The organism is Christiangramia sp., from assembly GCF_029937855.1.
Classification (GTDB): Bacteria; Bacteroidota; Bacteroidia; order Flavobacteriales; family Flavobacteriaceae; genus Christiangramia.
Window position 1 is genome coordinate 100,793 of sequence record NZ_JAPYPC010000003.1, and the last position, 23,048, is coordinate 123,840.

A 23,048-nucleotide genomic window follows, 5' to 3' on the forward strand; every position below is an offset into this window, starting at 1 on the left:
AATAATGAAAAAATTATTAATTTTTAGCCTGTTTATCGGATTTGCTGTTACAAGCTGTACAGACGATATTACCGATTACAATCAGGATCCAAAAAGTCCGGCAGAAGTACCGGCAGCCACAACTTTCTCGAATGCTGAGAAAAACCTGGGCGATTTGATGACTGAAGTTAATTCAGGAAGAAACCTGCTAAAACTTTGGACACAACATTGGACAGAAACTACATATAACGATGAAGCCAACTACCAAATTATAGGTCGTGATCCTTCAGATGGATTTTGGGTAAGAATTTATACTAATATTCTTCAGGATCTACAATCTTCACGTGAAGCTATTGCTGCAGATGACTTCCTTGCTGATGATGTAAAAGCTAATCAATTAGCTATTATTGATGTTCTGGAAGTATATTCTTATCAAACATTGGTGGATCTTAATGGGGACGTACCTTATTCAGAAGCAAATATGGTAAATGAAACATTTACCCCTGCTTATGATGATGCTTTCACTATCTATAAAGATCTTATCTCCAGAATCTCTTCAGATATAGAAACTCTTTCTAATGGAGGAGCTTCCTGGGGATCTGCAGATATTTATTACGGTGGAGACACTGCTAAGTGGGCTAAGTTCGCAGCTTCTTTGAAATTACGCCTTGGTATGCGTCTTGCCGATTTTGATGAAACTTTAGCATCTACTACAGTTAATGAAGCTTTTAATGCTGGCGTTATGACATCTTCAGATGATAGTGCCATAATCAACTATGAAGGTTCTGCTCCTAATACCAACCCTATCTACAATTTATTTGTATTGAACAACAGATTTGGTGATTATGTAGCTGGGGAAACTTCAGTAGAATACTTGAAATCTGTTAATGACCCGCGTATTGATGATTTCTTCACAACTACTGCGGATGGAGAATATGTAGGTGGACCAATTGGAGGCAATAATTCTTACGCAAATTACTCTCACATTTCTGAAGATATTGTATTCGAACCAACTTATGAAGGGGCAATTTTCCAGTATTTTGAAGTTGAGTTTTTCTTAGCCGAAGCTATTGAGAGAGGATTTATCTCTGGAGATGCCCAGGAGCATTATGAGGCTGCTGTAACAGCTAATATTCTTTACTATAATGGCACTGAAGAGGAAGCTTCTACATACCTCTCTCAAGATGGTGTTGCTTACAATTCTTCAAACTGGGAAGAATTAATCGGTACTCAAAAATGGATTGCTCTTTTCAACCGTGGATTCGAAGGCTGGACAGAATGGAGAAGATTAGACTATCCTGATTTCCTTGTGAATTCAGAATTATCTGATCAGCCAGTTCCACTTAGAATTTTCTATCCTACAAATGAAATTGCTTTGAATGAGGAAAACTACAGAGCTGCTGTTCAAAACATTGGTGGTACTGATGATCTTTATACAAAGATATTCTGGGATGTCCAGTAAATCGGTATTAATTGATTAAATATTATAAACCACCCTTCTGGGTGGTTTTTTTTTGCTTAAAATTTAAGTTCAATAAATTCCATCTTTAAGGTAACTTAAGTATAGCTTTACATCAGGCTATTCAACCAATTATCGAAATATCTACCGAATCCTAATTTATTTAACATTTTTTATATTGACTATTAAGTGTTTTTTGGCATTTTTGATATTGGTTAATTCAAACAACTATAAACTATGAAAGTAAAATTTACTAGTATTCTAACGCTATTACTGGCGTTTGTGGTGCAACTTAGCTTTGCACAAGAACAAACGGTATCCGGGACAGTGACAGACAGTGATGGTCTGCCACTACCTGGAGTCAACGTTTTAATTCAAGGTACCAATACGGGTACTCAAACTGATTTCGATGGAAATTACTCCATTAATGCCGAAGAAGGCCAGGTTTTGGTATTCTCTTTCGTGGGATTACAAACCACCGAAGTTCCAGTGGGATCTTCAAATCAAATTGATGTTACCATGCAAGGTGACGCCGCTCAACTCGAAGAAGTAGTTGTGACTGCATTAGGTGTAAGAGCTACACCGCGCTCTGTAACTTATGCCGTCGAGGGTGTAACATCTGAAGAAATTGAGAATACAGGAGAAACCAACCTGGTGAATTCACTTTCTTCTAAAGCGGCAGGGGTAAATGTGACCAGTGCTTCTGGTTCAGTAGGATCTTCATCCAATATTAGAATTAGGGGTAATACCTCGATCAACAGATCAAACAGTCCACTTTTTATTGTGGATGGAGTACCGATTGATAACTCCAGTACAGGAAATGGAGTTGGAGATGTAGATCAATCTAACAGAGCAATAGATATCAACCAGAACGATATTGCTTCAATTGATATCCTTAAAGGTACAGCAGCACAAACATTATATGGATTACGAGCTGCGAATGGAGTAGTTATCATCACTACTAAAAAAGGAATATCTGGAGCTCCTTCAGTAAGTGTATCTTCAACGATCCAATTTAGTGAAGTAAATCAATTACCAGATTTACAGCGAGAATATGCACAAGGTAGACCAGTTGGTGGAGAACCAACCTACAGAGGGCCTGAAACAGGTGAAGGCTTTAGCTGGGGCCCAAGAATATCTTCCTTGGAATATGATGGGGATACTTCTTACCCATATAGCAGATTTGGAAGGTTAGTACCTCAAGGTGAAGGGAATGGGATGCCTGCAATGAGTTTTGATCACACTGACTTCTTCGTAACAGGTGTGTTAAACGAACAAAATGTATCTGTAAGAGGTGGTTCTGAAAATGTAAAATACTATATCTCTGGAGGAAAATTAAACCAGACAGGAGTTGCGCCAAAAGAGGAATTTGATAGGAGATCTTTTAGAGGTGATATAAGCGCGACACTTACAGATAATCTAGAAGTATCTGCAAGCGGAAACTATGTAACTTCAGGCGGTCGTCGTGTTCAAAGAGGATCTAACGTTTCCGGTATTATGCTGGGTCTTTTAAGGTCCACACCCACATTCGACAATGGGAATGGCCTAAGCGGAAGAAGTGCTGCAGATACTCCAAGTACATATCAGTTACCTGACGGAAGACAAAGAAGCTACCGAGGTGGCATCTATGACAACCCTTATTGGACGGTAGCTAAAAACCCATCAACTGATGATGTTAAACGTTTTATTGGTAGATTATCTTTTGAGTACAAGCCTTTTGACTGGGCAACAGTACAGGGTACCTATGGTTATGATCAGTATTCGGATGTTAGAAAACAAGGGGTTGATATAAACAGTGCTGGAAATCCACAAGGTCAGGTTTACGATTCGAATATTTTTAGTGAAGATATCAATACGCAATTGCTAATGCTTTTTGATAGAAACATTTCTGAAAATATCACCTTTAATGGTATCATTGGGTATGATGGATTTAAAACAGAAAGCCTTTTGCGTGATGTACTTGGAAATGGACTAACTATCCCAGGTTTCTTCAATGTTTCTAATACAGCAAGTCAGGCAACTTCTGAAAGTTTATTAAACAGAAGACATCTGGATGCCTTTCTTTCGGAAGCGAAATTTGGAATTAACGAAACTCTTTTCGTAAATGCAGCTTTTAGAAATGACTGGTCTTCTACCCTTCCAGAAGATGATAATAGCTTTGAATCTTACAGTTTAGGTGCATCTTTCATTTTTACAGAATTATGGGATAATGGATTTATGGATTATGGAAAACTTAGAGGTTCGTATGGTAAGACTGGTAATGATGCACCAGCTTTTGGTACCATCACCTATTATAATGCTGCAGAATCTGGCGGAGATGGATTTATAGATGAGAATCAATTCCCCATCTTTTCTACAGTTGCATTTGAAAGATCTGAGCAACAGGGTAACCCAAATATCCGTCCCGAAGTAACCAAGGAATTTGAAGTGGGTGCAGAATTCAGATTTTTGGATTCAAGAGTAAAGTTAGACGTTACTTATTATGACAAAGAAACTACCGATCAAATTATAGCAGTTGATCAACCAGCTGTTACCGGTTTTACTTCAAGAATTGTAAATGCTGGAGTAATATCTAACAAAGGATGGGAAGCCCTACTAAGCCTTAAACCGATCCAATCTGAAAATTTCAATTGGGATATCGATGCCAACTTTTCAACTTATGAGAATATTGTAGAAGAATTAGCTGAAGATGTAGAATCCATTTTTCTTGCGGGTTTCACCTCAACCTCTTCAAGGGTTATTGCTGGAGAACCCTATGGAGCTATTTTTGGATCAAGATTTGCTAGAAACGAAAATGGAGAAGTATTAATAGGTGATAATGGATTCCCACTAGTGGACCCAGAAGATGGTGTAATTGGTGACCCGACCCCAGATTTCAATATGGGTATTAGAAACACATTCTCTTATAAAAACTTTTCTCTTACTGCTTTACTTGATATACGTGAAGGGGGAGATATTTGGTGTGGTACTTGCGGAATCATAGATTACTTTGGTACGTCCCAGAAAACAGCAGATCAACGGGAAATCACAGATTTTGTTTTTGAAGGTGTTAATGCCAATACCGGGGAAACAAATACTCAACAGGTTGCACTAGCTGATCCAGACAACGGCCTTGGCTCGTATAGATGGGTACGTTACGGATTTGGGGGAGTTTCAGAAGATTATATATTTGACTCATCCTGGGTTAGATTAAGGGAAACTTCTTTAAGTTATAGGTTACCCGGAGCTCTTCTTGACAACTCTTTTCTTTCAGGTGGATCTATTACAGCCTCTGCGAGAAATTTATTTGTAATTACTGATTATCCAGGGATTGATCCAGAAACAAATTTAACAGGAGCATCCAATGGAATTGGCCTGGATTATTTCAACCAGCCAAATACAAAAAGTTATGCTTTAACGGTGAAACTTAATTTTTAATTAAAGGACAATATGAAATATTATAAAATACCAGCAGTTTTTTTCACAGTTCTATTCAGTATGTCGTTACTGGTTTCCTGTGAATATGATGACGTAAACCAGGATCCTACAAGGCCTGGTGGAGATAGCGTTCCATTAGTAGCTATTGTTCCAGCCATGCAAACACAAACACACCGAAATATTGGTGCCGTATTAGGCAGGTATGGAGGAATAATTATGCAGCAATGGCAGGGATTCGATGCGCAGCAATTACAATATACTTCTTACGTAATTGGAGAAAATGATACCAATAATCCATGGGATTTTGGCTTATATACTGGATCAATGAGAGATGCGGCAGATATCATCGAGAGAGCAACCCTTACAGACGCACCTAACACCCGCGGTTTAGCTAAGATCTATATGGCTATAAACCTGGGGATTGCGACCAATGTATGGGGGGATGTTCCTTATTCAGAAGCTTTCCAGGGAGATGAAAACCTTTCTCCCAAATATGATGATCAGGAAGAGCTTTACGGTGTATTACAAACATTACTTTCAGAAGCTATAACTGATTTAGAAGCTGACGATCCAGCAGGAATTCAGGGCGATTTGATTGGTGGAAGTAATGAACAGTGGATAGCCACTGCACACGCTTTAAAAGCTCGGTTTTTTATTCAGCAAACCAGCGTGAAGAGCGACGCAGCGCAACAGGCTCTGGCAGAGGCTCAAATGGCTTTTGAGGGTAATGCTAATCAACTGGACTTTATATGGGAAAACACACAAAATGGTGGACATCCACTTGCTTTGTTTGGGTTCCAGAGACCTAACACCATGATAATTGGAGATTTTTTTGCAGATTTAATGATGGGCGATCCTAGAATGGATCTTTACATGACCCCAGACGAAGGAGATCTTTTTCTATACTTCGATGCCGATAACCCTAATCTTTTTTGGGCTCAACTAGATAGTCCTTCTCCTGTAATCAGTTATTCTGAACTCAAATTTATCGAAGCAGAAGCTCTTGAACGAACTGGTGGAGATGGTAGCGAAGCTCTTGAAGAAGCTATCAGAGCAAATTTCCAGTATTTAGGTATTTCTGCCAGCGCAACTCAGGATTATATTGATGATCTGGAAGGTTCCAGCATTGAAACAATAATTACAGAAAAATATAAGGCTCTGTACGGACAGGCTCCAATCCAGGTGTGGAATGATTTCAGAAGAACTGGTTTCCCAGATATCACTCCTAATCCAAATGGAGAGAATGGAAATAATCCTTCTGGAATCGTACCTCGAAGACTCTTATACCCTATTTCTGAAAGACAATCCAATCCAGAAGAATACGAGGCGGCAATAGACGCCCAGGGAGGACATTTACTAGATGATGATATTTGGGTGTTCCCTAGAAACTAGTGGAAATTTAATTAGCCAATTTTTATAATTCTATTTTGAAAAGCACTTCCTTCGGGAGGTGCTTTTTATTTGAATTAAGATTGTACCTTTGCCGCATGGAAGAAACCACACGTATATTTGGAATCAGATCAGTTATTGAAGCGATGGAAAGCGGAAAGGAACTGGAAAAGATATTTGTTCAAAAAGGACTTTCAGGAGCTTTATTTCAGGAATTGAACAGGCATCTTAAAAAAGCCAATTATAATGTTTCTTATGTTCCGGTAGAAAAACTGAACAAACTTAGCAAGGGAGGAAATCACCAGGGCGTTGTTGCTAATATTTCACCTATTAATTTTGTAAGCCTTGAGAAACTGGTGGAAGATTCTCAAAATAATGAAACCACTCCGCTCTTTATCTTATTGGATGGCTTAACAGATGTTCGTAATTTTGGAGCGATCATTAGAACCGCGGAATGTTGTGGCGTTACGGGGATCATTATCCAGGAAAAAGGCTCTGCCCCTATTAATGCCGACACAGTAAAAACTTCAGCCGGCGCGGTATTCAATGTTCCTATTTGCAAAGTAAATCATATTAAAGATGCCGTTTTCCATCTTCAGACGTATGATATCAAATTAGTAGCTGCTACTGAAAAAACTGATGATTTAGTATATGATATAGATCTTAAGCAACCTGTTGCAATTATAATGGGGGATGAAGCAAAAGGGGTTTCCAATTCTATTATTAAGTCCGCTGATTTTAAAGCTAAATTACCAATGTACGGCAGCATAGAATCGCTGAATGTTTCGGTAGCCTGTGGTGCTTTTCTTTACGAAGTAATTAGGCAGCGCATCCCCCTAACCCATGCATAGGTAGATTTGGCAGGAATTTAATCTTTCTTTTTCGATTTTTTATATATGTAACGATAAGTAATTTTATCATGCCCATCATTTTCTGAATTTCCCGCATCCGCTTCCTCATCCTGAATTTCATTTGTAGCTATTTTCTCCCCCTCCGGGGGCTGGGGGGATTCAATAAAGTTCCCGTCTTTATTAAAATGCCTCATAAAGAGATCATCTTCTTCGGAATAGTCTGGTTTTTCCCAATTATATTTAGGCGGTTCAGGAATATTTCTTCTGAAAATAAGGGAAAGCGAAAATCCACTAATTAATCCAGAGAGGTGACCTTCCCACGAAATTGTAGGATCTATTGGAGTTACATACCACACCAGTCCCCCATAAATAAAGACAACTATTAGAGATAAGGCCACCAGCCTGTAATGTTTGGAAAAGACGCCCTTGAAAAACAGAAAGGAAGCGAGCAGGTAGATAATCCCACTGGCGCCAATATGATTGGCCGGCCTGCCAATTAACCATGTAAGAAGCCCTGTGGAAATAAGTCCTATAAAAAGTATTTTCCAGCTTATAGGTTTATAGAAATAGAAAAGTGCCAGAGATAAAATAAATAATGGAATGGTGTTATTAAAAAGGTGTTTTATATCTGAATGAATAAAAGGAGAAAAAATGATTCCGCGTAAACCAACAATTTCACCAGGCCTTACTCCAAATGAATTAAAGCTTACACCAAAACGGACTTCAATCCAGAAAACGATCCAGATAAGGAGCACAAATAAAAGCGGATAACCAATAGTTCCGCTTGTAAAAACAAAAGGTGAGGAAGCTTTCAAATTTTCTTCAATTTTAATTAACATCACTAAAAACAGTATTTGAAATTAAATAGATGCTATTATTGATCTTAAATGAATATATATAATTTTAAGTATACTTAAATTAAGATGACTCTACTAATAGATTTAGAAAAATTGATAGAAAATAAAATTAAGGTATTTATTATGCCGGAAAATTTATTAAAACACGCTAAATTTTGTGGTAAGAACAGAAGAAATTAGTGAAGGTAATTCTGATCCGAGCGCCAAAAATTAACTTGCAAACGGAATGAATCTTAAGATAACGCTACTAAACCTGCATTGAATTAAAGCTACTGTATTCTGATAAAAATATCAAAATTTCCCCTTTTGCTTTCACATAAAATTCTACTTCAATTTTACTGTAGAAATCCGGACATGATTTACTTGATGTTACCATGATAGCTAAAATATTTTTTGGTAAGGAAATTTATGAATTGCAAAATTCAGTTGTTACAAAGTTTTACCGCAACACTTTTGCTTACTATTCATTCGTTACTAGTAAATATTTATAAAACGTAAATTCTAAATAGTTCATTTGTTTTGTCCTTTAATTAGGAAAATGATTTAAAAGATTCGAGCTATTTATCTACTTATATGATATTGAAATAATACCACTAGATTTTGAAGACAAAGGTTAGCTACTACTTGCAACTTTATTTAAAATTTTTCCTGAAATATTATAAAATATCTTCACCTTATAACATCCAAAACACACTGGTGTTTTAATATATTAAATAAAATCTCAAATAAAAGGATAGGATATTATTTTTACTACCCTATCCTGTTTAACATAGATTAAGCTTCAAAACAAGTTCCATCTAAGCATTTCCACTCTGTAGCATCGAACTGATAGTTAGTGCATGGAGCACAATCACTATCCGTTGCACAATAGGAAGGACAGGAAGAAGCTCCTCCATTAATTTTGCCTAATTGTTCAGAAGAAAGCTCCAATACGTTTACGCGACTCAAAATAGTTTTTAACATATTTATAATTTTAATTAATTATTTACCTTGAACATTTTAGAACTAGCAAGGCATTAGTTCATTTAAAAAATAATTAAAAAGCTTCGAATTTATTTAAAATATAGTCTCTAATCTAATTATTTCTTTTTTATATTACATACATTAAATTTAATTATTTTTGATAAAATTCCTAATAATTCATTGAAATTAATCAAGAATTACAAAATTCTATTTACTTTTCGAAAGTAAATAATTGTAAAAATCTTAAGAATATCCAGTTGGTAGATCTGCAATATTTTTCTATCGACATATTTATAACCTACAACTAAAAAATAAGACATTTGGAACAATTACTTGAACAATTTTTAATTAAGAACAACTATACTAATTTTGACGAAAATGTAATAAAACTTCAGTTACAGACTCATCCAAACTATCCAAGTTTTTTATCGATAACCGAAACACTTAACTATTTTAATATTGAAAATCTTGCTGCTAAAATTCCAACTGATTCTTTGGCAATTTTACCAGACCATTTCTTAAGTTTAATAATTCAAGGCAATACTAAGGAATTAGTTCTTGTTTCTAAGAAAGGACAACAAATTAAGACAAGGAACGCCAAAGGTGAAAAAAAAACTTTGACCGAAAATGCTTTTATTGCGATTTGGGAAAATTCAATTATTGCAATAGAACCAGGAAGAAAAAAACTGAAAAAAACAAAAATTAAAATAATCTGGATCTTCCTAATCACCACTATAATATTTGGATTGTTATTTCTTCAAGGAATTTCTTTTATTGAAATTTTCCTGTTGATTATGACAAGTGCGGGCATATATCTTGGTTATTTATTAATCAAGGAAAAAATAGGAGAACATTCCCAAGCGGTGTATAATATTTGTAATATCCATCAGAAGACAAATTGCAATGAGGTTATAAATTCAAAAGGATCTAAAATTTTTGATTATTTAGACTTGTCTGATTTGACGTTTATCTTTTTTAGTAGTTTAATGTTATTCCAGCTTTTTTTTCAATGGAGTTCCTTTTTGAATTTTATATTACTAACATCCATTCCCATAGTATTATATTCAATTTATTATCAAGCAGTAATATTAAAAAAATGGTGTGTCCTATGTTTGGCTGTTAGCGGTTTACTAATTGTTTTCACCTCGATAGCCATACTAAATTACCCCCTAATTTTCTTAATCATTGATGCAGTTCAATTTATTTTGATTATTTCTTTAGTTGCTTTTTCATTCACATTTGCCAAAAATCAATATATTATAAGAAAAAAATTATTTTCTGAAAATATTTCTTTGAGACGTTTTAAAAGAGATCCAGAAATCTTTCAGCATATCTTTTCAAAGGCAAAAGTTTTCGAACGGATATCACCAATACCGAAAGAAATTACTCTTGGAAACCCAGAAGCATCATTTCAAATAACTGTAGTTACAAACCCTCTTTGTGGATTTTGTAAAACTGCTTTTGAAAACTATCTTAAAATATTAAATACTCATCAACAAAATATAAAACTAGTAATCCGTTTTAGTGTTCGCGTAGATAATTTAGAACATCCTTCTACAAAAATCAGCACTCGATTGATTGAGATTTATCATGAAAAAGGGAATGAAAAATTTATAAAAAGCTATAAGGGTTGGTTTGAAAACAGAAATGTAGTTGAGTGGTTATCATCACATGGCGAACCTAAATTTGATAAAATAACTTTAAATATTTTGATACAACAAAAAGAGTGGATTCAATCTAACGATTTAAATTATACTCCAGCAACAATAGTTGAAAATAGAATGTTCCCAAAAAATTACAGTTACGAAGATTTGCCGCATCTGATTAATGATATAACCACAATAGTAGATGGCAAAAATGTACCTGATTTAGCCGAGACAACATGAGTAAGGACAAAAATCTTGATTGTCCGTAAATGTTCAAGATATCATAAATTTAAAACTTTATATTATGTTAAATGAAATTTTAAACAGCGCAGAGGTGTTAAGTAAAAATCAACAAAAATCTATTAGAGGTGGCGGTAACTGCCAGACGTGTTATGACAACAATGGAGGTGCATATAATAATCTAGATCCTGCCTGCGAGGGATGTGGTTTGCCAGAACCAATGTAGTTTATTTAATAATTTCCAGACGTATTATATCACGTATGGTACAATAAATTTAAAAAGGATTGAAAAAAAAATTTTCAATCCTTTTTTAGTTGTACACCTGCAGAATAATTCAATCTTTACATTAAAGTTTTTTATATTTTACTTAATTTGCCTTTCTAAATATATCCCAATCTTCTCAACTTTTGCTTAAAAATTTCCCATTTTATAAACAACCAGATGCAAAGGACTGCGGCCCTACTTGTCTAAAAATAGTTGCAAAATACTACGGTAAAACAATTTCTTTGCCAGAGCTTAGACGGTTAAGTGAGACAACTAGGGAAGGAAGTTCTTTATTATCATTGAGCGATACTTCAGAAAAGATTGGTTTTCGTACTCTGGGAGTCAAACTTTCCACTTCAACTCTTAATGAAGCTACATTACCGTGTATTCTGCATTGGAATAACGATCACTTCGTAGTTCTTTATAAAATAAAAAAAGGAACTTATTACATTTCAGATCCAAGCTATGGCTTGATTAGTTATTCGGAGCAAGAATTTATAGATACTTGGATAGGTAAAAATGCCAATACTGAAGATTCTGAAGGTATCGCATTATTATTGGAGCCCACTCCAAAATTTGAAAATTATAAAACAGACAAAGAAGATATTGATTATGGTTTTGGGTTTTTATTTCAGTATGTTTTTAGATACAAAAAATTTATAACGCAATTAATCATTGGGTTGCTCGCTGGCAGTCTATTACAAGTAGTTGTTCCTTTTTTAACACAGAGTGTAGTAGATGTTGGTATTAAAAACCAGGATATTGATTTTGTATATCTAATACTTTTTGCACAAATAGCGCTTTTTATAGGACGGAGTGCCATAGAAGTTATTAGAAGCTGGATTCTTTTGCACTTGAGTACACGTATCAACATTTCATTGATCTCAGACTTTTTTATTAAATTGATGAATTTACCAATTGCTTTCTTCGATACTAAAATGACCGGTGATATTATGCAACGCATTAATGACCACAAAAGAATTGAGAGCATTCTTACTACTTCGTCACTTACAGTATTATTTTCTACAATGAATTTTTTGGTTTTTAGTATTGTCTTGGCATACTACAGTTGGTTAATATTTTTTATTTTTTTGTTGGGGAGTATCCTCTATTTTGTCTGGATTTTACTATTTCTCAAGAAAAGACGAGAACTCGATTATAAAAGATTTTCTCAGGTAAGTGCAGAACAAAGCAAAGTTATTGAATTAATTAACGGAATGCAGGAGATAAAATTGCATAATGCCGAAAAACAAATGCGGTGGAATTGGGAACATGTTCAAGCTAGGCTTTTTAATATTTCTATAAAAAATTTAGCTCTGGAACAATATCAAAGCGTAGGGTCATCTTTAATTAACGAGTTAAAAAATATTATTATAACTATCCTTTCCGCAAAATTGGTGATTGATGGAAATATCACTCTTGGTATGATGTTAGCGATATCTTATATAGTTGGACAACTTAATTCTCCAATTCAACAATTTATAACTTTTGTAAGGCAGTTACAAGATGCCAGAATTTCTTTGGAGCGTTTGGGTGAGATTCATAATAAGGAAGATGAAGATCCTATTGACGCTAAGAAAATAGGTAAACTAGATATCACTAAAAATATAAAATTAGAGGATGTAAGCTTTCGTTATATAGGTAATAAAGATTTGGTTATAAAAAACTTAAATCTAGAAATACCAGCTAAAAAAATAACTGCTATTGTTGGAGCAAGTGGTAGTGGCAAGACTACTTTAATGAAACTTTTATTGAACTTCTATAAGCCTAATGAAGGCAAAATTTTAATAGGAAATACTGATTTAGAAATAGTCTCCAACAAGGTATGGCGGAAACATTGTGGAGTCGTCATGCAAGAAGGATATATTTTTAATAACACTATTGCTCACAATATAGCCGTAGGAGAGGACTATATAAATTACGAACGGCTTGAACACGCTACTAAGGTAGCAAATATCACATCATATATCGAATCTCTTCCTTTGAGGTACAATACAAAAATTGGCTTGGAAGGGACAGGACTTAGTACCGGACAAAAACAGCGTTTGTTAATAGCCAGAGCAGTTTATAAAAATCCTAATTTTTTATTTTTTGATGAAGCTACCTCTGCTTTAGATGCCAATAATGAAAGAACAATTATGGAAAATCTTAATAGATTTTTTGAAAATAAAACAGTAATTATAATTGCTCACCGTTTAAGTACCGTTAAAAATGCCGATCAGATTGTAGTTTTGGATGATGGTAAGATTATAGAAAATGGGACACATAAAGAATTAACAGCTCTTAGAGGAAATTATTTCAAACTCGTTAAAAATCAATTGGAACTAGGAAAATAATGCCACAGAGCCGACAACAGTTAAGGAGTGAGGAAGTACAAGATATTCTCACCAAAGTTCCTCATTGGATGATCCAGTGGGGAAATACAATAGTTTTGATATTAATCATATTATTTTTCATACTCGCCTGGTTAATAAAATATCCTGATATTATAAGTGCCGAAGCCGTTATTACCTCAAAAACACCTCCACAACGCGAATTTGCACGGGTTTCAGGGAAAATGGATACAATATTGGTTGTTGACAAGCAAAAGGTTGTTCAAGGACAGATTATGGCCATGATTGAAAATCCAGCAAATTTGAAGGATATTATTTTTTTAAAAAAAATCATTGATTCTTTAAATCTGAACGGTGGTAGAATAAATTTACCTGTTGAGCAATTGCCAATATTGGAATTGGGTGAAGTCGCTTATGCATATTCTATTTTCGAAAAAGAATACATTGATTATTTACTGAACGAAACATTAGATCCTTATAAAAATAAAATTGCCGCCAATCAATTATCAGCTTCAGAATTAAAGTTAAGACTCACCAATCTTGAAAACCAAAAGGCGATAACACATGAGACTTTTCAATTTTCGGAAAATGAATTAAAACGACATAAAAAATTATATGAAAAAGGAGTTATTTCCCTTCAGGAATATGAATCAAAACAGCTAGGTTTTCTGGAAAACAAGAGAAATTTAAAGAATATTGACATTTCTATTTCACAGCTTAAACAAACACTTAATGATGCTTATCATACTGAAAAAGAAAATGTGATTAATAATCAGATGGTCGAAACACGATTATTTAAAAACGTTATTCAATCTCTCAACCAATTAAAAAAAACAATTAAAGATTGGGAACAACTATACCTTTTAAAATCTGACATAGAGGGAGAAGTAAACTTCATGAGCATTTGGAATGAAAATCAAACAGTTAGCAAGGGAGATTTGCTATTTACTATTGTCCCAAACAAAATTGAGAATTATTTAGCTAGGATTAAAGCCCCGATTCAAAATAGTGGAAAAATAAAGTCCGGTCAAGAAGTTAATATTAAACTACTAAACTACCCTGAAACAGAATATGGAGTACTTGAAGGAAAAGTAAAAAACATATCTGCTATTCCTAATAGTGAAGGCAGTTATATTGTAAATGTACCATTGGAAAAATCCCTTGTTTCATCGTATAATATAGAAATACCTTTTAAAAACGAAATGACCGGTACTGCAGAAATAGTTACAGAAGATCTACGTTTGATTGAACGATTTTTTTACCAAGTTAGGGGTATTTTCACCAATTAAATCTTTAATTTTTTTTAAACAGCAATTGTATAGCCTGTCATTTCTTTTAAATATGAATCAACCTCTCGCCGAAAGACTGCGCCCAAAAACACTTGAAGATTATTTAAGTCAGCAACATCTTATTGGCAAAGATGGAGCACTCAAACAACAGATAAAACAGGGAATTATTCCTTCCATGATCTTTTGGGGGCCACCCGGCGTTGGCAAAACAACCTTAGCCAATATCATAGCTACAGAATCTGGCAGACCCTTTTTTACTCTTAGCGCTATTAGCAGTGGAGTGAAAGATGTTCGGGAGGTTATTGAAAAAGCAAAAAAGAGTGAAGGCTTATTTACGACAAAAAGTCCTATCCTGTTTATAGACGAGATTCATCGTTTTAGTAAGTCCCAGCAGGATTCACTTTTGGGAGCTGTAGAAAAAGGTTGGGTCACCTTAATTGGCGCAACCACAGAAAATCCCAGCTTTGAGGTAATCTCAGCATTGTTATCCCGTTGCCAGGTATATATTTTAAAACCATTTTCTAAAGATGACCTGGTGGCTTTACTGAATAGAGCCATTAAAGAAGATAAGGTAATCGCAGCCAAAAATGTCAGTTTAAAAGAAACCGAAGCACTTTTAAGACTTAGCGGGGGCGACGCGAGAAAACTGCTGAATATCTTTGAGCTCCTGGTAACTTCTGCTGAAAAAAATGTAGAGATCACTAACGATCTTGTACTTTCTAAAGTTCAGCAAAATACGGTGCTCTACGATAAGACTGGCGAGCAGCATTACGATATTATTTCAGCTTTTATAAAATCTATAAGAGGTAGTGACCCAAATGCAGCTGTGTATTGGCTTGCGAGAATGATCGAGGGCGGTGAAGACGTGAAATTCATCGCGCGTAGATTATTGATTCTTGCTAGTGAAGATATTGGAAATGCTAACCCAACAGCTTTAGTGATCGCGAACAATTCTTTTCAGGCGGTGAACACAATAGGATATCCTGAAGCGAGGATCATCCTTAGCCAGTGTGTGACATACCTTGCGACTTCACCTAAAAGCAATGCCGCTTATATGGCAATTAATGAAGCTCAGAGCCTGGTTAAGAAAACTGGCAACCTTTCTGTTCCCTTAGCCATAAGAAATGCTCCTACCAAACTCATGAAAGATATCGGCTACGGAAAAGATTATAAGTATGCGCATAACCACGAAGGCAATTTTGTTGCTGCTGAATTTATGCCAGAAGAAATAAGCAATACAACACTCTACAAGCCCGGAAACAATCAGCGTGAAAATGCACAACGTGAGTTTTTACGAAAAAGATGGCAGAAAAAATATGGTTACTAGTTTTTGAGCTTATAGGTTAAAGAAATTTTCTCATTCTTTTGCCTGTCCAGGTATTCTACGATAAGGTTTCCTGTAACATCAAAATAAGCGACTCCCTGATTGGTAAGCGAATTATAAATATAGCTTTCCCCTCCGTTTGTTTCTATTAAAATTGCAATAGGCTCTGAAGAATCTTCCTGATATAAACCTAAGCCCTGATTGGTCTTTTTAAGATTATAAGATTTTCCTGAAAAAAGAAATTCTGAACCGGTCTTAATCTTACGCTCTGCCCTGGCAACTGGTGCAGTGTCTTCTAATATCTCATTTTCATCTGCTACTGATTCTTCTTCTTCTTCTTCTTCTTCTTCTTCTTCTTCTTCTTCTTCTGCATCAACTTCTACATCTTTTGATGGTTCCGCCGCAGCGATAGCAGGCACAGCAACTACTTCCACTTCCGGGGTTTTTTCTTGTTCAGCAGATTTAACATACTTATATTCCAGCTCTTCGATAGAACTAAATGCATCCCGCAATGCTTCTTGGTAGGCATTCTTAAAATCTTTTTCCCGGCTCCTGCCCTCTTTAGATTCGAATATTACCCTATCATTACAATCCAGAAGTTTTAAAACCAGTTTAGTTACAAAAAGTCCGGAATTATCCTCAAGTTTCGTTTGCAAACCAAGACAGCGATCTGTATCCAGATCTGAAGGTTTATTTTCTGTTTTCATGACAGTATTGAATCCATTTTGTTCAAAAAGGAACTTCGTTAAAGAATTCAACCTGTATTTATCCACCTCCTCGGTGAACTGAAAAGTTTCGGGAATTATAACATATTTATAATTATTGATATCCTGACCGGAAACTTTAATCGCCAACAGTAAGATAAATATACTGGTCAATATTTTTTTCATTATTTCTATTTTTTGAGGTTAGGTGCTGGATAAAATCCAACCTATCTTTTTACAGGTCTTTAAAAACAAATTGAAAACCTAATTGTAAGGAGGCACTATTGGCCTTTGCTAAATTAGTATATCCAATAATATCATTAGCTGCAAGATAAATATTAAAATTTTTAAATCGGGAAGTAACCATTGCTCCAAGTTTGGTTAAAGAATATTCATCTACCCCGTAAGCCAGGCGAAACCTCATATTATCGTTCACTTTTCTATCCCAGTAAGCGGTTACTCCATAAGTAAGTCCTTTTGGACGATTCACTCCCGAAACCAGCATTCCAAATAAATTCATAAACCTTGGCCTTTTACTTATTAAATAGTCACACGGCAGTATAGATTTACCTGTTCCGAATTGGAAAGATGCATTAAATTTTAAGGGCCGCCAGGTTGTATAGATATTCTCTGTAGTTTCATCCTGAAGGTTCACATCAAGTCTCTCTTCAAATACATCCCAGTAGGGAATGGCACTTTCGTTCTCATCAAGTTCAGGAAAAAGTGGCTCCAATCCAGTGGTTTGAAAAGAACCAAAATAATTGTAATTCTCCACATCTTTTTGATGAAACATAAGCCCTAGATCTCTTATGGAAGCATTTACGGAAAATTGATCTGTTACCCGGTAATTAAATCCAAGATCCAGCCCTAATCCAATATTCTGACCAAAGAAGGAACGGCTTAAAAGTTCGGCAACTGCTTCATCTACGGTCATATTTGCCTCATTTTTCAAAGAGGCGTACCCAGAGGTGTTCACAACCACATCTACCCCCGAAACTTCATGCCTGTAAAAGTTGGGACCACCGGGAGTTTGTACTGTTCTAAAGATACCTTCATTGCTAGTACTTTCAGCATTGAATATCCCAGAATATAATTTAAATCTTCCCCCAACAGTTAATTTTCTATCAACTTTATAATTAAAACCCGCATGATAAACGGTTAAAATTTCACCGGTGAAATTTACATCTGAAAATTCAAAATCCTGATTGATATAATCTGCATTCCCTTCAAATGCGAGCACAGCAGGATCCTTTGGAAAATAGGCGAAAACGTCCAATTCCTGATAAATACCTGTTGAGAAATAGCCTTTTGCACCCATCTTCCAACCCAGTGAAAGGATTTCCAGTTGTTCATTAATAGAGAAGTAATCCCCTGCGGTAATTGAATTCATCACATTACGAACTCTTGCATTCACGTTAGGATCTTCATCTGAAAAAATATCATGAGCAGTAACACCGGTTGAGCCGGCAAATAAATGTATCTGCGAAAAAAAAGGAACACCAATATGCCGGGTAAAATCTATTCTTGCCCCAGGATTTTGCATGAGGGATTGCGGTAAATCATCTACATTGTAAAGCAATGGTTTATTTTGACCAAAACTTAACAACGAGGAAAACAGGAATAAGATTAGAACAATCTTCCGCATATTAAAATTCAAACTTGAAAAGCCCTTTTGATGAAAATTCTAATTCTCCCTCAATATCTTTTCCGTCATCTATCAATTCCAATTCCACAAGCATTTTTATGGATCTCCTAACTTTTCCGATCTCGTTAGTCTCCATTACATGAAGTGTATCAACAACGGCTATTGAATCTATGGAACCAGGAGGTATATCATAGTTCACAGAAAATTGTGTCCTATCATTTTCCGATAAAAACCTAATCCTACTTTTTATCAGGTAAGGAAATTTATTTTCGTGCTTGAACCTAAATTCAGCATACATAAGGCCATCCTGGATATAATCGTCATCTAAAAATTCCAGTCTTACCGTATCACGGATTATGGGTGTAAAAGCATTTGTCTCTGAATCGAAAAAGTCTATCTCATTTAGTTTATAGAACAACAGGTCTGCTTCAAGATCGGGGGTTAACTGGATATCCTGCGCCTGCTCAAAATCTACATCCTTAAAACAGGATGTTAGAAGCAGGCCGAAGGCACCTAATAAAGCAGGTATTCTAAATAGTTTAAAACAAGACACGAACAAGGCTTTCTTTGGAAACGAAAATACCTATTCTTTATTATTATAAATAATTTAAGAGTTCTTTTAACTTTTGAATTTGAGGATATTGATTATGAGCAGATTGCCCATGAATATCAAGATGAATAACGTGTAAACCGAACTGGTGGGCACCTATAATATCTGCTTCTAGATTATCCCCGATCATTACCGAATTAGACCGTTCAGCGCCGCTTTTTTGAATTGCTTTTTCGAAAATGAGAGGATGTGGCTTTTTTACACCGGCATCTTCAGAAGTAGTAATCGTATCAAAATATTCAAGAATAGCTGAATTATGCATTTTTTTTTGTTGTACTTCCTCAAAACCATTCGTGATAATATGTAATTTATAATCCTTTTTCAAATGGTCCAGGATCTCGATACTCCCTTCTAATAAATGATTGTTATTGGGAAGATATTCTATATAATTATTAGCGATTAAATTAATAGTGTCATCCTGGGTTTCAAACTTCAGACTATCAAAACTGTCCTTTAACCGGCCATAACGCAAAGCTTCTTTTGTCACCGAATTATTCCGGTAAAGCTCCCAATATTTGAAGTTGATGGGCATATAGACTTCCAGGAACTCATCTACACTCAATTTAATCTTTTGCTGTTCAAAGACCTCTTTAAAAGCCAGGGCAGAATTACGATCAAAATCCCATAGCGTATGGTCAAGATCAAAGAACACGTGTTTAATATTATTCAATTTCATGTATTGTTTTTAACAGAGAATAGTAAAATTTATTATCGGCATAATCTGAAAAGTCATGATTGCTGAAAACAGCCCGGAACATTCCCCGAACTTCCTTCACCTCAAGGAGCATCCTGGAAATCTCTTCCTTTACTTTTGTTTTAGACATTTCTCCCGCTGCATTGGAGTGAAAAACATATGGATGAACCCGTAAAGGTGTAGTTACTTCCATATTTATATCATAAAAAAGATAAGGAGTACAGGTGCCCGCGCGAAAACCGGGATTTTCAGAATATCCCATAGAATGGTCGTTATTAATTTCCAATTCGGCAAGATTATTATACTGGTCCGGGAGCCTTAAATTGTATTGTGAATTCATGGCATGTTCCACAGGACTATGAATAATTTCTTCTAACCTCAATTTTTCTTTTCGAAGACTTTTCACCTCTTCCATAGCATAATAACCCATGAGCAATCCCACTTTAGCATAATCTGCCACAGATTTAATAACCGCCCTGTGAGGTATCCGGTTATGGCTAATATTGCGATCATAAATAGAAAAATCACTTAGCTGGAACATAAAAAGCATATAAAGCTTGTGCTCTTTTATCAAATCTATGAGATCTTCAAAAATATCATGAGGATCATCTTTTAATCTTACCCAAACCTGAAGCCTATCCACTACCTTTCCGAAGTTAAGTTTAAATGCATCAAACCATAGGCCTATAAAGCTGCGTAAGAAACCTTTATTCCTAAATATATACGTATGGTTGGATTCTATGATGGTACCAACCTTAAATTTTCTATCTGTGAAATCAAGATCGGGAAATCGTTCAATTAATATTTCCCTGAATTTGAAAGCCCAGATGTCCACTACGGGTTTATGCAGAAAACTTTCCTGGTAAGCTAGACTTTCTGCTGCAGGAAATCTTCCCTCTTCATCTTTAACATGGGGAAGATATTCTTCATAGCGGCTAAGCAAATAAAAAGAAGCCGCAAAAATGTCGAAGGGTAAACCGCTGGCATCCGGCAAAGGAAAGAAACATACCGTATCGTCCCAGGGCTGTACTTTTATTTCCAGTTCAGAAAAGCCCTGTTCCATCAAAAGCTCTACCTTTTGAATAAAAAATTCATTTCCTAAAGCCTGTTTTCCATAGGAAAGTTTTGCCCCATCATGAGCAATAAATTCTTCAATTTTTGAAGTGAATTTTATTGGGATCCCCAGAATGTGAGTACAAATGTGCTTAAACACATATATAATTCTTGGAGTGACTTTCTGAGTGTAAATCAATAACATTAAAAAGCTGTCTTAGAGCATACCTTCATCGGCAAAGCTAAGGTAAGATTTTTCGGTTACAATAAGATGGTCAAGAATTTTGATATCCAGGCTCTCTGCTGCTAGTTTTAATTTTTTGGTAAGTTGCTTATCTGCTTCACTGGCCTTTAAATTTCCGGAAGGATGATTGTGCACCAAAATTATTGAAACAGCCCCAACCTCCAAAGCTTTTTTCAATGTAATTCTCACATCAACTAAAGTTCCGGTGATACCACCCTTACTAATTTGAAACTGCTCAATAACCTTATTGCTATTATTCAAATAAATAATCCAGAATTCTTCATGCGGAAGTTCCCCAATTACAGGCTGCATAATTTCAAACACCGAATGACTGGAGGAAATTTTCTTTTGCTCCAGCGCTTCTTCAAGTCTTCTTCTCCTCCCCAATTCAAGGGCTGCGACAATAGAAACCGCTTTTGCAGGCCCAATCCCTTTAAATTTGCATAACTGATTTACCGATAATTTTCCTAATTCGCTAATATTATTTTTAGTAGAAGAAAGAATTCGTTTAGATAATTCTACAGCGGTTTCGTTTCTGCTTCCAGAACCTATTAAAATCGCGATTAATTCAGAATCGCTTAGACTCAACTTCCCCTTCTGAAGCAGTTTTTCCCTGGGCCGATCGTCTTCAGCCCATTTTTTTATGCTAAGGTTTATTTTTTCATCGTTCATCTTAAATTAAAGATACACAATGAAATAAGATTGTGATAATAATTATTCAGCTGAAAATTTAGATCATTTTCTTTAATTCTTCCATTTCCAGTCCGCCATAATTTCCGCTACTCATCAGTAATAATACAGCATTGTTCAGGTCGATATCAGCCAACTCTGCTTTAAATTCTTCTGAAGTGGTAAAAACCTTCAGGTTTTCCTTCTGAAATGCTTCTTTTATCTGCTCTTCACTTACAGCTTCTAATTTTTTGATGGCTACTGCATCTGGAGAATAAAAAACCAGCGCCACGTCTGCTTTTTCAAGACTGTTTTTATACTCTTTAAGAAATTCAGCATTCAAACTGCTGTAGGTATACAATTCCAGACAGGCAATCAATTTCTTATTTGAATATTGTTCTTTCACCGCAGCCGTCGTCGCAGAAACCTTTGAAGGACTATGAGCAAAATCCTTAAATATGACTGAAGAAGATGTTTCAGCAACTTTTTCCAGGCGTTTTGAAGCTCCTTTAAAAGTAGCGATCGCTTCATAAAAATCATCTTCATCTACTCCCATATGCTGACATATCCACTTCGCACCGGCCAGATTATTCAGGTTGTGCTTCCCGAAAATTTCTAAAGGTAATTCTCCCTCAGGAACATCTAAAATGGTATGATTTTCCTCCAAATGATATTCCGGGGTTTGATAAGGATGCTTTCTGATAGGGTTTTCAGTATTTTCTGCAAGCTTTTTTACAGCGGAATCTTCTTCGTTATACACTAAAATCCCTCCATTTACAATAGAATCAATAAATATTTTGAATTGTTCTACATATTTCTCATAGGTAGGAAAAACATTGATATGATCCCATGCAATTCCGCTCAGTAGAGCAATATTTGGCTGATACAGATGAAATTTTGGTCTTGGATCAATTGCTGAAGATAAATACTCATCCCCTTCTATAACAATAAAATCATTCTCTTCGGTTAAATGGACGGGATTATCCAGTCCCGCCAGGGCTGCTCCGACCATATAATCTACCTCCTTATCATGATAATTCATTACATGAAGGATCATAGAAGTAATACTGGTTTTTCCATGCGAACCCCCGATAACAACACGGGTCTTATGCTTTGCCTGTTCATAAAGAAATTCGGGATAAGAATATATCTTCAGACCGAGTTTCCGGGCTTTAATTAATTCAGGATTATCTTCTTTGGCATGCATTCCAAGGATCACCGCATCGAGATCTTCAGATATATGATCTTCAGACCATCCAATGTGATCAGGAAAAATATCGTACTTTTTTAACCGGGATTTAGAAGGTTCAAAAATAGCATCGTCACTTCCGGAAATTTCGTAGGATTTCTGTTTTAATGCAATAGCAAGGCTATGCATGGCACTGCCACCAATAGCGATAAAATGAATTTTCATGGC

General features: G+C 35.5%; 17 protein-coding genes. 8 read left to right on the forward strand and 9 right to left on the reverse strand.

All coding sequences use genetic code 11. The features are described 5' to 3' along the window. Positions 1–4: 4 nt before the first annotated feature. From Q1K34_RS02745 to rlmB, 4 genes are all read left to right on the forward strand, one after another. Positions 5–1,441: a SusD/RagB family nutrient-binding outer membrane lipoprotein gene (locus Q1K34_RS02745; RefSeq protein ID WP_300434134.1), complete on the forward strand. Its 1,437-nt coding sequence runs from the start codon at positions 5–7 to the stop codon at positions 1,439–1,441. A gap of 234 nt (positions 1,442–1,675) precedes the next feature. Then, positions 1,676–4,855 (forward strand): SusC/RagA family TonB-linked outer membrane protein, encoded by a 3,180-nt coding sequence (locus Q1K34_RS02750; protein WP_300434135.1) that lies wholly within the window; start codon positions 1,676–1,678, stop codon positions 4,853–4,855. Positions 4,856–4,867: 12 nt separating this feature from the next. Continuing rightward, a complete protein-coding gene (locus Q1K34_RS02755) occupies positions 4,868–6,247 on the forward strand; it encodes a SusD/RagB family nutrient-binding outer membrane lipoprotein (RefSeq protein WP_300434136.1) in 1,380 nt (459 codons plus the stop codon). A 95-nt stretch (positions 6,248–6,342) separates the two neighbouring features. After that, entirely contained in the window at positions 6,343–7,095 is a 753-nt protein-coding gene (gene rlmB, locus Q1K34_RS02760) for a 23S rRNA (guanosine(2251)-2'-O)-methyltransferase RlmB (RefSeq protein WP_300434138.1), read from the forward strand. A gap of 17 nt (positions 7,096–7,112) precedes the next feature. On the opposite strand, the gene Q1K34_RS02765 is transcribed toward rlmB, so the two are convergent. Both Q1K34_RS02765 and Q1K34_RS02770 read right to left on the reverse strand, forming a co-directional pair. Next, positions 7,113–7,934: a rhomboid family intramembrane serine protease gene (locus Q1K34_RS02765; protein WP_367183292.1), complete on the reverse strand. Its 822-nt coding sequence runs from the start codon at positions 7,932–7,934 to the stop codon at positions 7,113–7,115. A 792-nt stretch (positions 7,935–8,726) separates the two neighbouring features. Further along, positions 8,727–8,900, reverse strand: coding sequence for a hypothetical protein (locus tag Q1K34_RS02770; RefSeq protein WP_300434142.1), 174 nt, complete (start codon positions 8,898–8,900; stop codon positions 8,727–8,729). A gap of 335 nt (positions 8,901–9,235) precedes the next feature. Here Q1K34_RS02770 and Q1K34_RS02775 point away from each other — a divergent pair, with 335 nt between their 5' ends. The 4 genes from Q1K34_RS02775 to Q1K34_RS02790 all read left to right on the forward strand — a co-directional run bounded on the left by Q1K34_RS02775 (position 9,236) and on the right by Q1K34_RS02790 (position 16,015). After that, positions 9,236–10,801, forward strand: coding sequence for a vitamin K epoxide reductase family protein (locus Q1K34_RS02775; protein ID WP_300434145.1), 1,566 nt, complete (start codon positions 9,236–9,238; stop codon positions 10,799–10,801). A gap of 408 nt (positions 10,802–11,209) precedes the next feature. Then, entirely contained in the window at positions 11,210–13,402 is a 2,193-nt protein-coding gene (locus Q1K34_RS02780) for a peptidase domain-containing ABC transporter (RefSeq protein WP_300434149.1), read from the forward strand. Then, complete coding sequence (locus tag Q1K34_RS02785) at positions 13,402–14,688, forward strand: HlyD family efflux transporter periplasmic adaptor subunit (protein ID WP_300434154.1); 1,287 nt, start codon at positions 13,402–13,404, stop codon at positions 14,686–14,688. The genes Q1K34_RS02780 and Q1K34_RS02785 overlap by 1 nt, the downstream gene beginning before the upstream one ends. A gap of 52 nt (positions 14,689–14,740) precedes the next feature. After that, positions 14,741–16,015 (forward strand): replication-associated recombination protein A, encoded by a 1,275-nt coding sequence (locus Q1K34_RS02790; protein ID WP_300434166.1) that lies wholly within the window; start codon positions 14,741–14,743, stop codon positions 16,013–16,015. Here the strand turns inward: Q1K34_RS02790 and Q1K34_RS02795 are convergent. From Q1K34_RS02795 to murC, 7 genes are read right to left on the reverse strand one after another with little or no spacing between them, the layout of a single operon-like run. After that, on the reverse strand, positions 16,012–16,902 hold the full coding sequence (locus Q1K34_RS02795; RefSeq protein ID WP_300434171.1) for a hypothetical protein: 891 nt from the start codon (positions 16,900–16,902) through the stop codon (positions 16,012–16,014). The genes Q1K34_RS02790 and Q1K34_RS02795 overlap by 4 nt on opposite strands. A gap of 49 nt (positions 16,903–16,951) precedes the next feature. Beyond that, the gene (locus Q1K34_RS02800; RefSeq protein WP_300434178.1) at positions 16,952–18,361 is read right to left on the reverse strand and encodes a DUF5723 family protein; all 1,410 of its coding nucleotides are present in this window, start codon (positions 18,359–18,361) and stop codon (positions 16,952–16,954) included. A 1-nt stretch (position 18,362) separates the two neighbouring features. Continuing rightward, positions 18,363–18,914, reverse strand: coding sequence for a hypothetical protein (locus Q1K34_RS02805; protein ID WP_300434182.1), 552 nt, complete (start codon positions 18,912–18,914; stop codon positions 18,363–18,365). Positions 18,915–18,957: 43 nt separating this feature from the next. After that, a complete protein-coding gene (locus tag Q1K34_RS02810; RefSeq protein ID WP_300434184.1) occupies positions 18,958–19,647 on the reverse strand; it encodes a YjjG family noncanonical pyrimidine nucleotidase in 690 nt (229 codons plus the stop codon). After that, positions 19,634–20,923, reverse strand: a complete 1,290-nt coding sequence (locus Q1K34_RS02815; protein WP_300434185.1) for a polysaccharide deacetylase family protein — start codon at positions 20,921–20,923, stop codon at positions 19,634–19,636. The genes Q1K34_RS02810 and Q1K34_RS02815 overlap by 14 nt, the downstream gene beginning before the upstream one ends. Before the next feature lie 12 nt (positions 20,924–20,935). Continuing rightward, positions 20,936–21,634 (reverse strand): DNA repair protein RadC, encoded by a 699-nt coding sequence (gene radC, locus Q1K34_RS02820; protein ID WP_300434190.1) that lies wholly within the window; start codon positions 21,632–21,634, stop codon positions 20,936–20,938. Between the two features lie 58 nt (positions 21,635–21,692). Next, positions 21,693–23,045, reverse strand: a complete 1,353-nt coding sequence (murC, locus tag Q1K34_RS02825) for a Mur ligase family protein (RefSeq protein ID WP_300434196.1) — start codon at positions 23,043–23,045, stop codon at positions 21,693–21,695. Between the last annotated feature and the right edge of the window lie 3 nt (positions 23,046–23,048).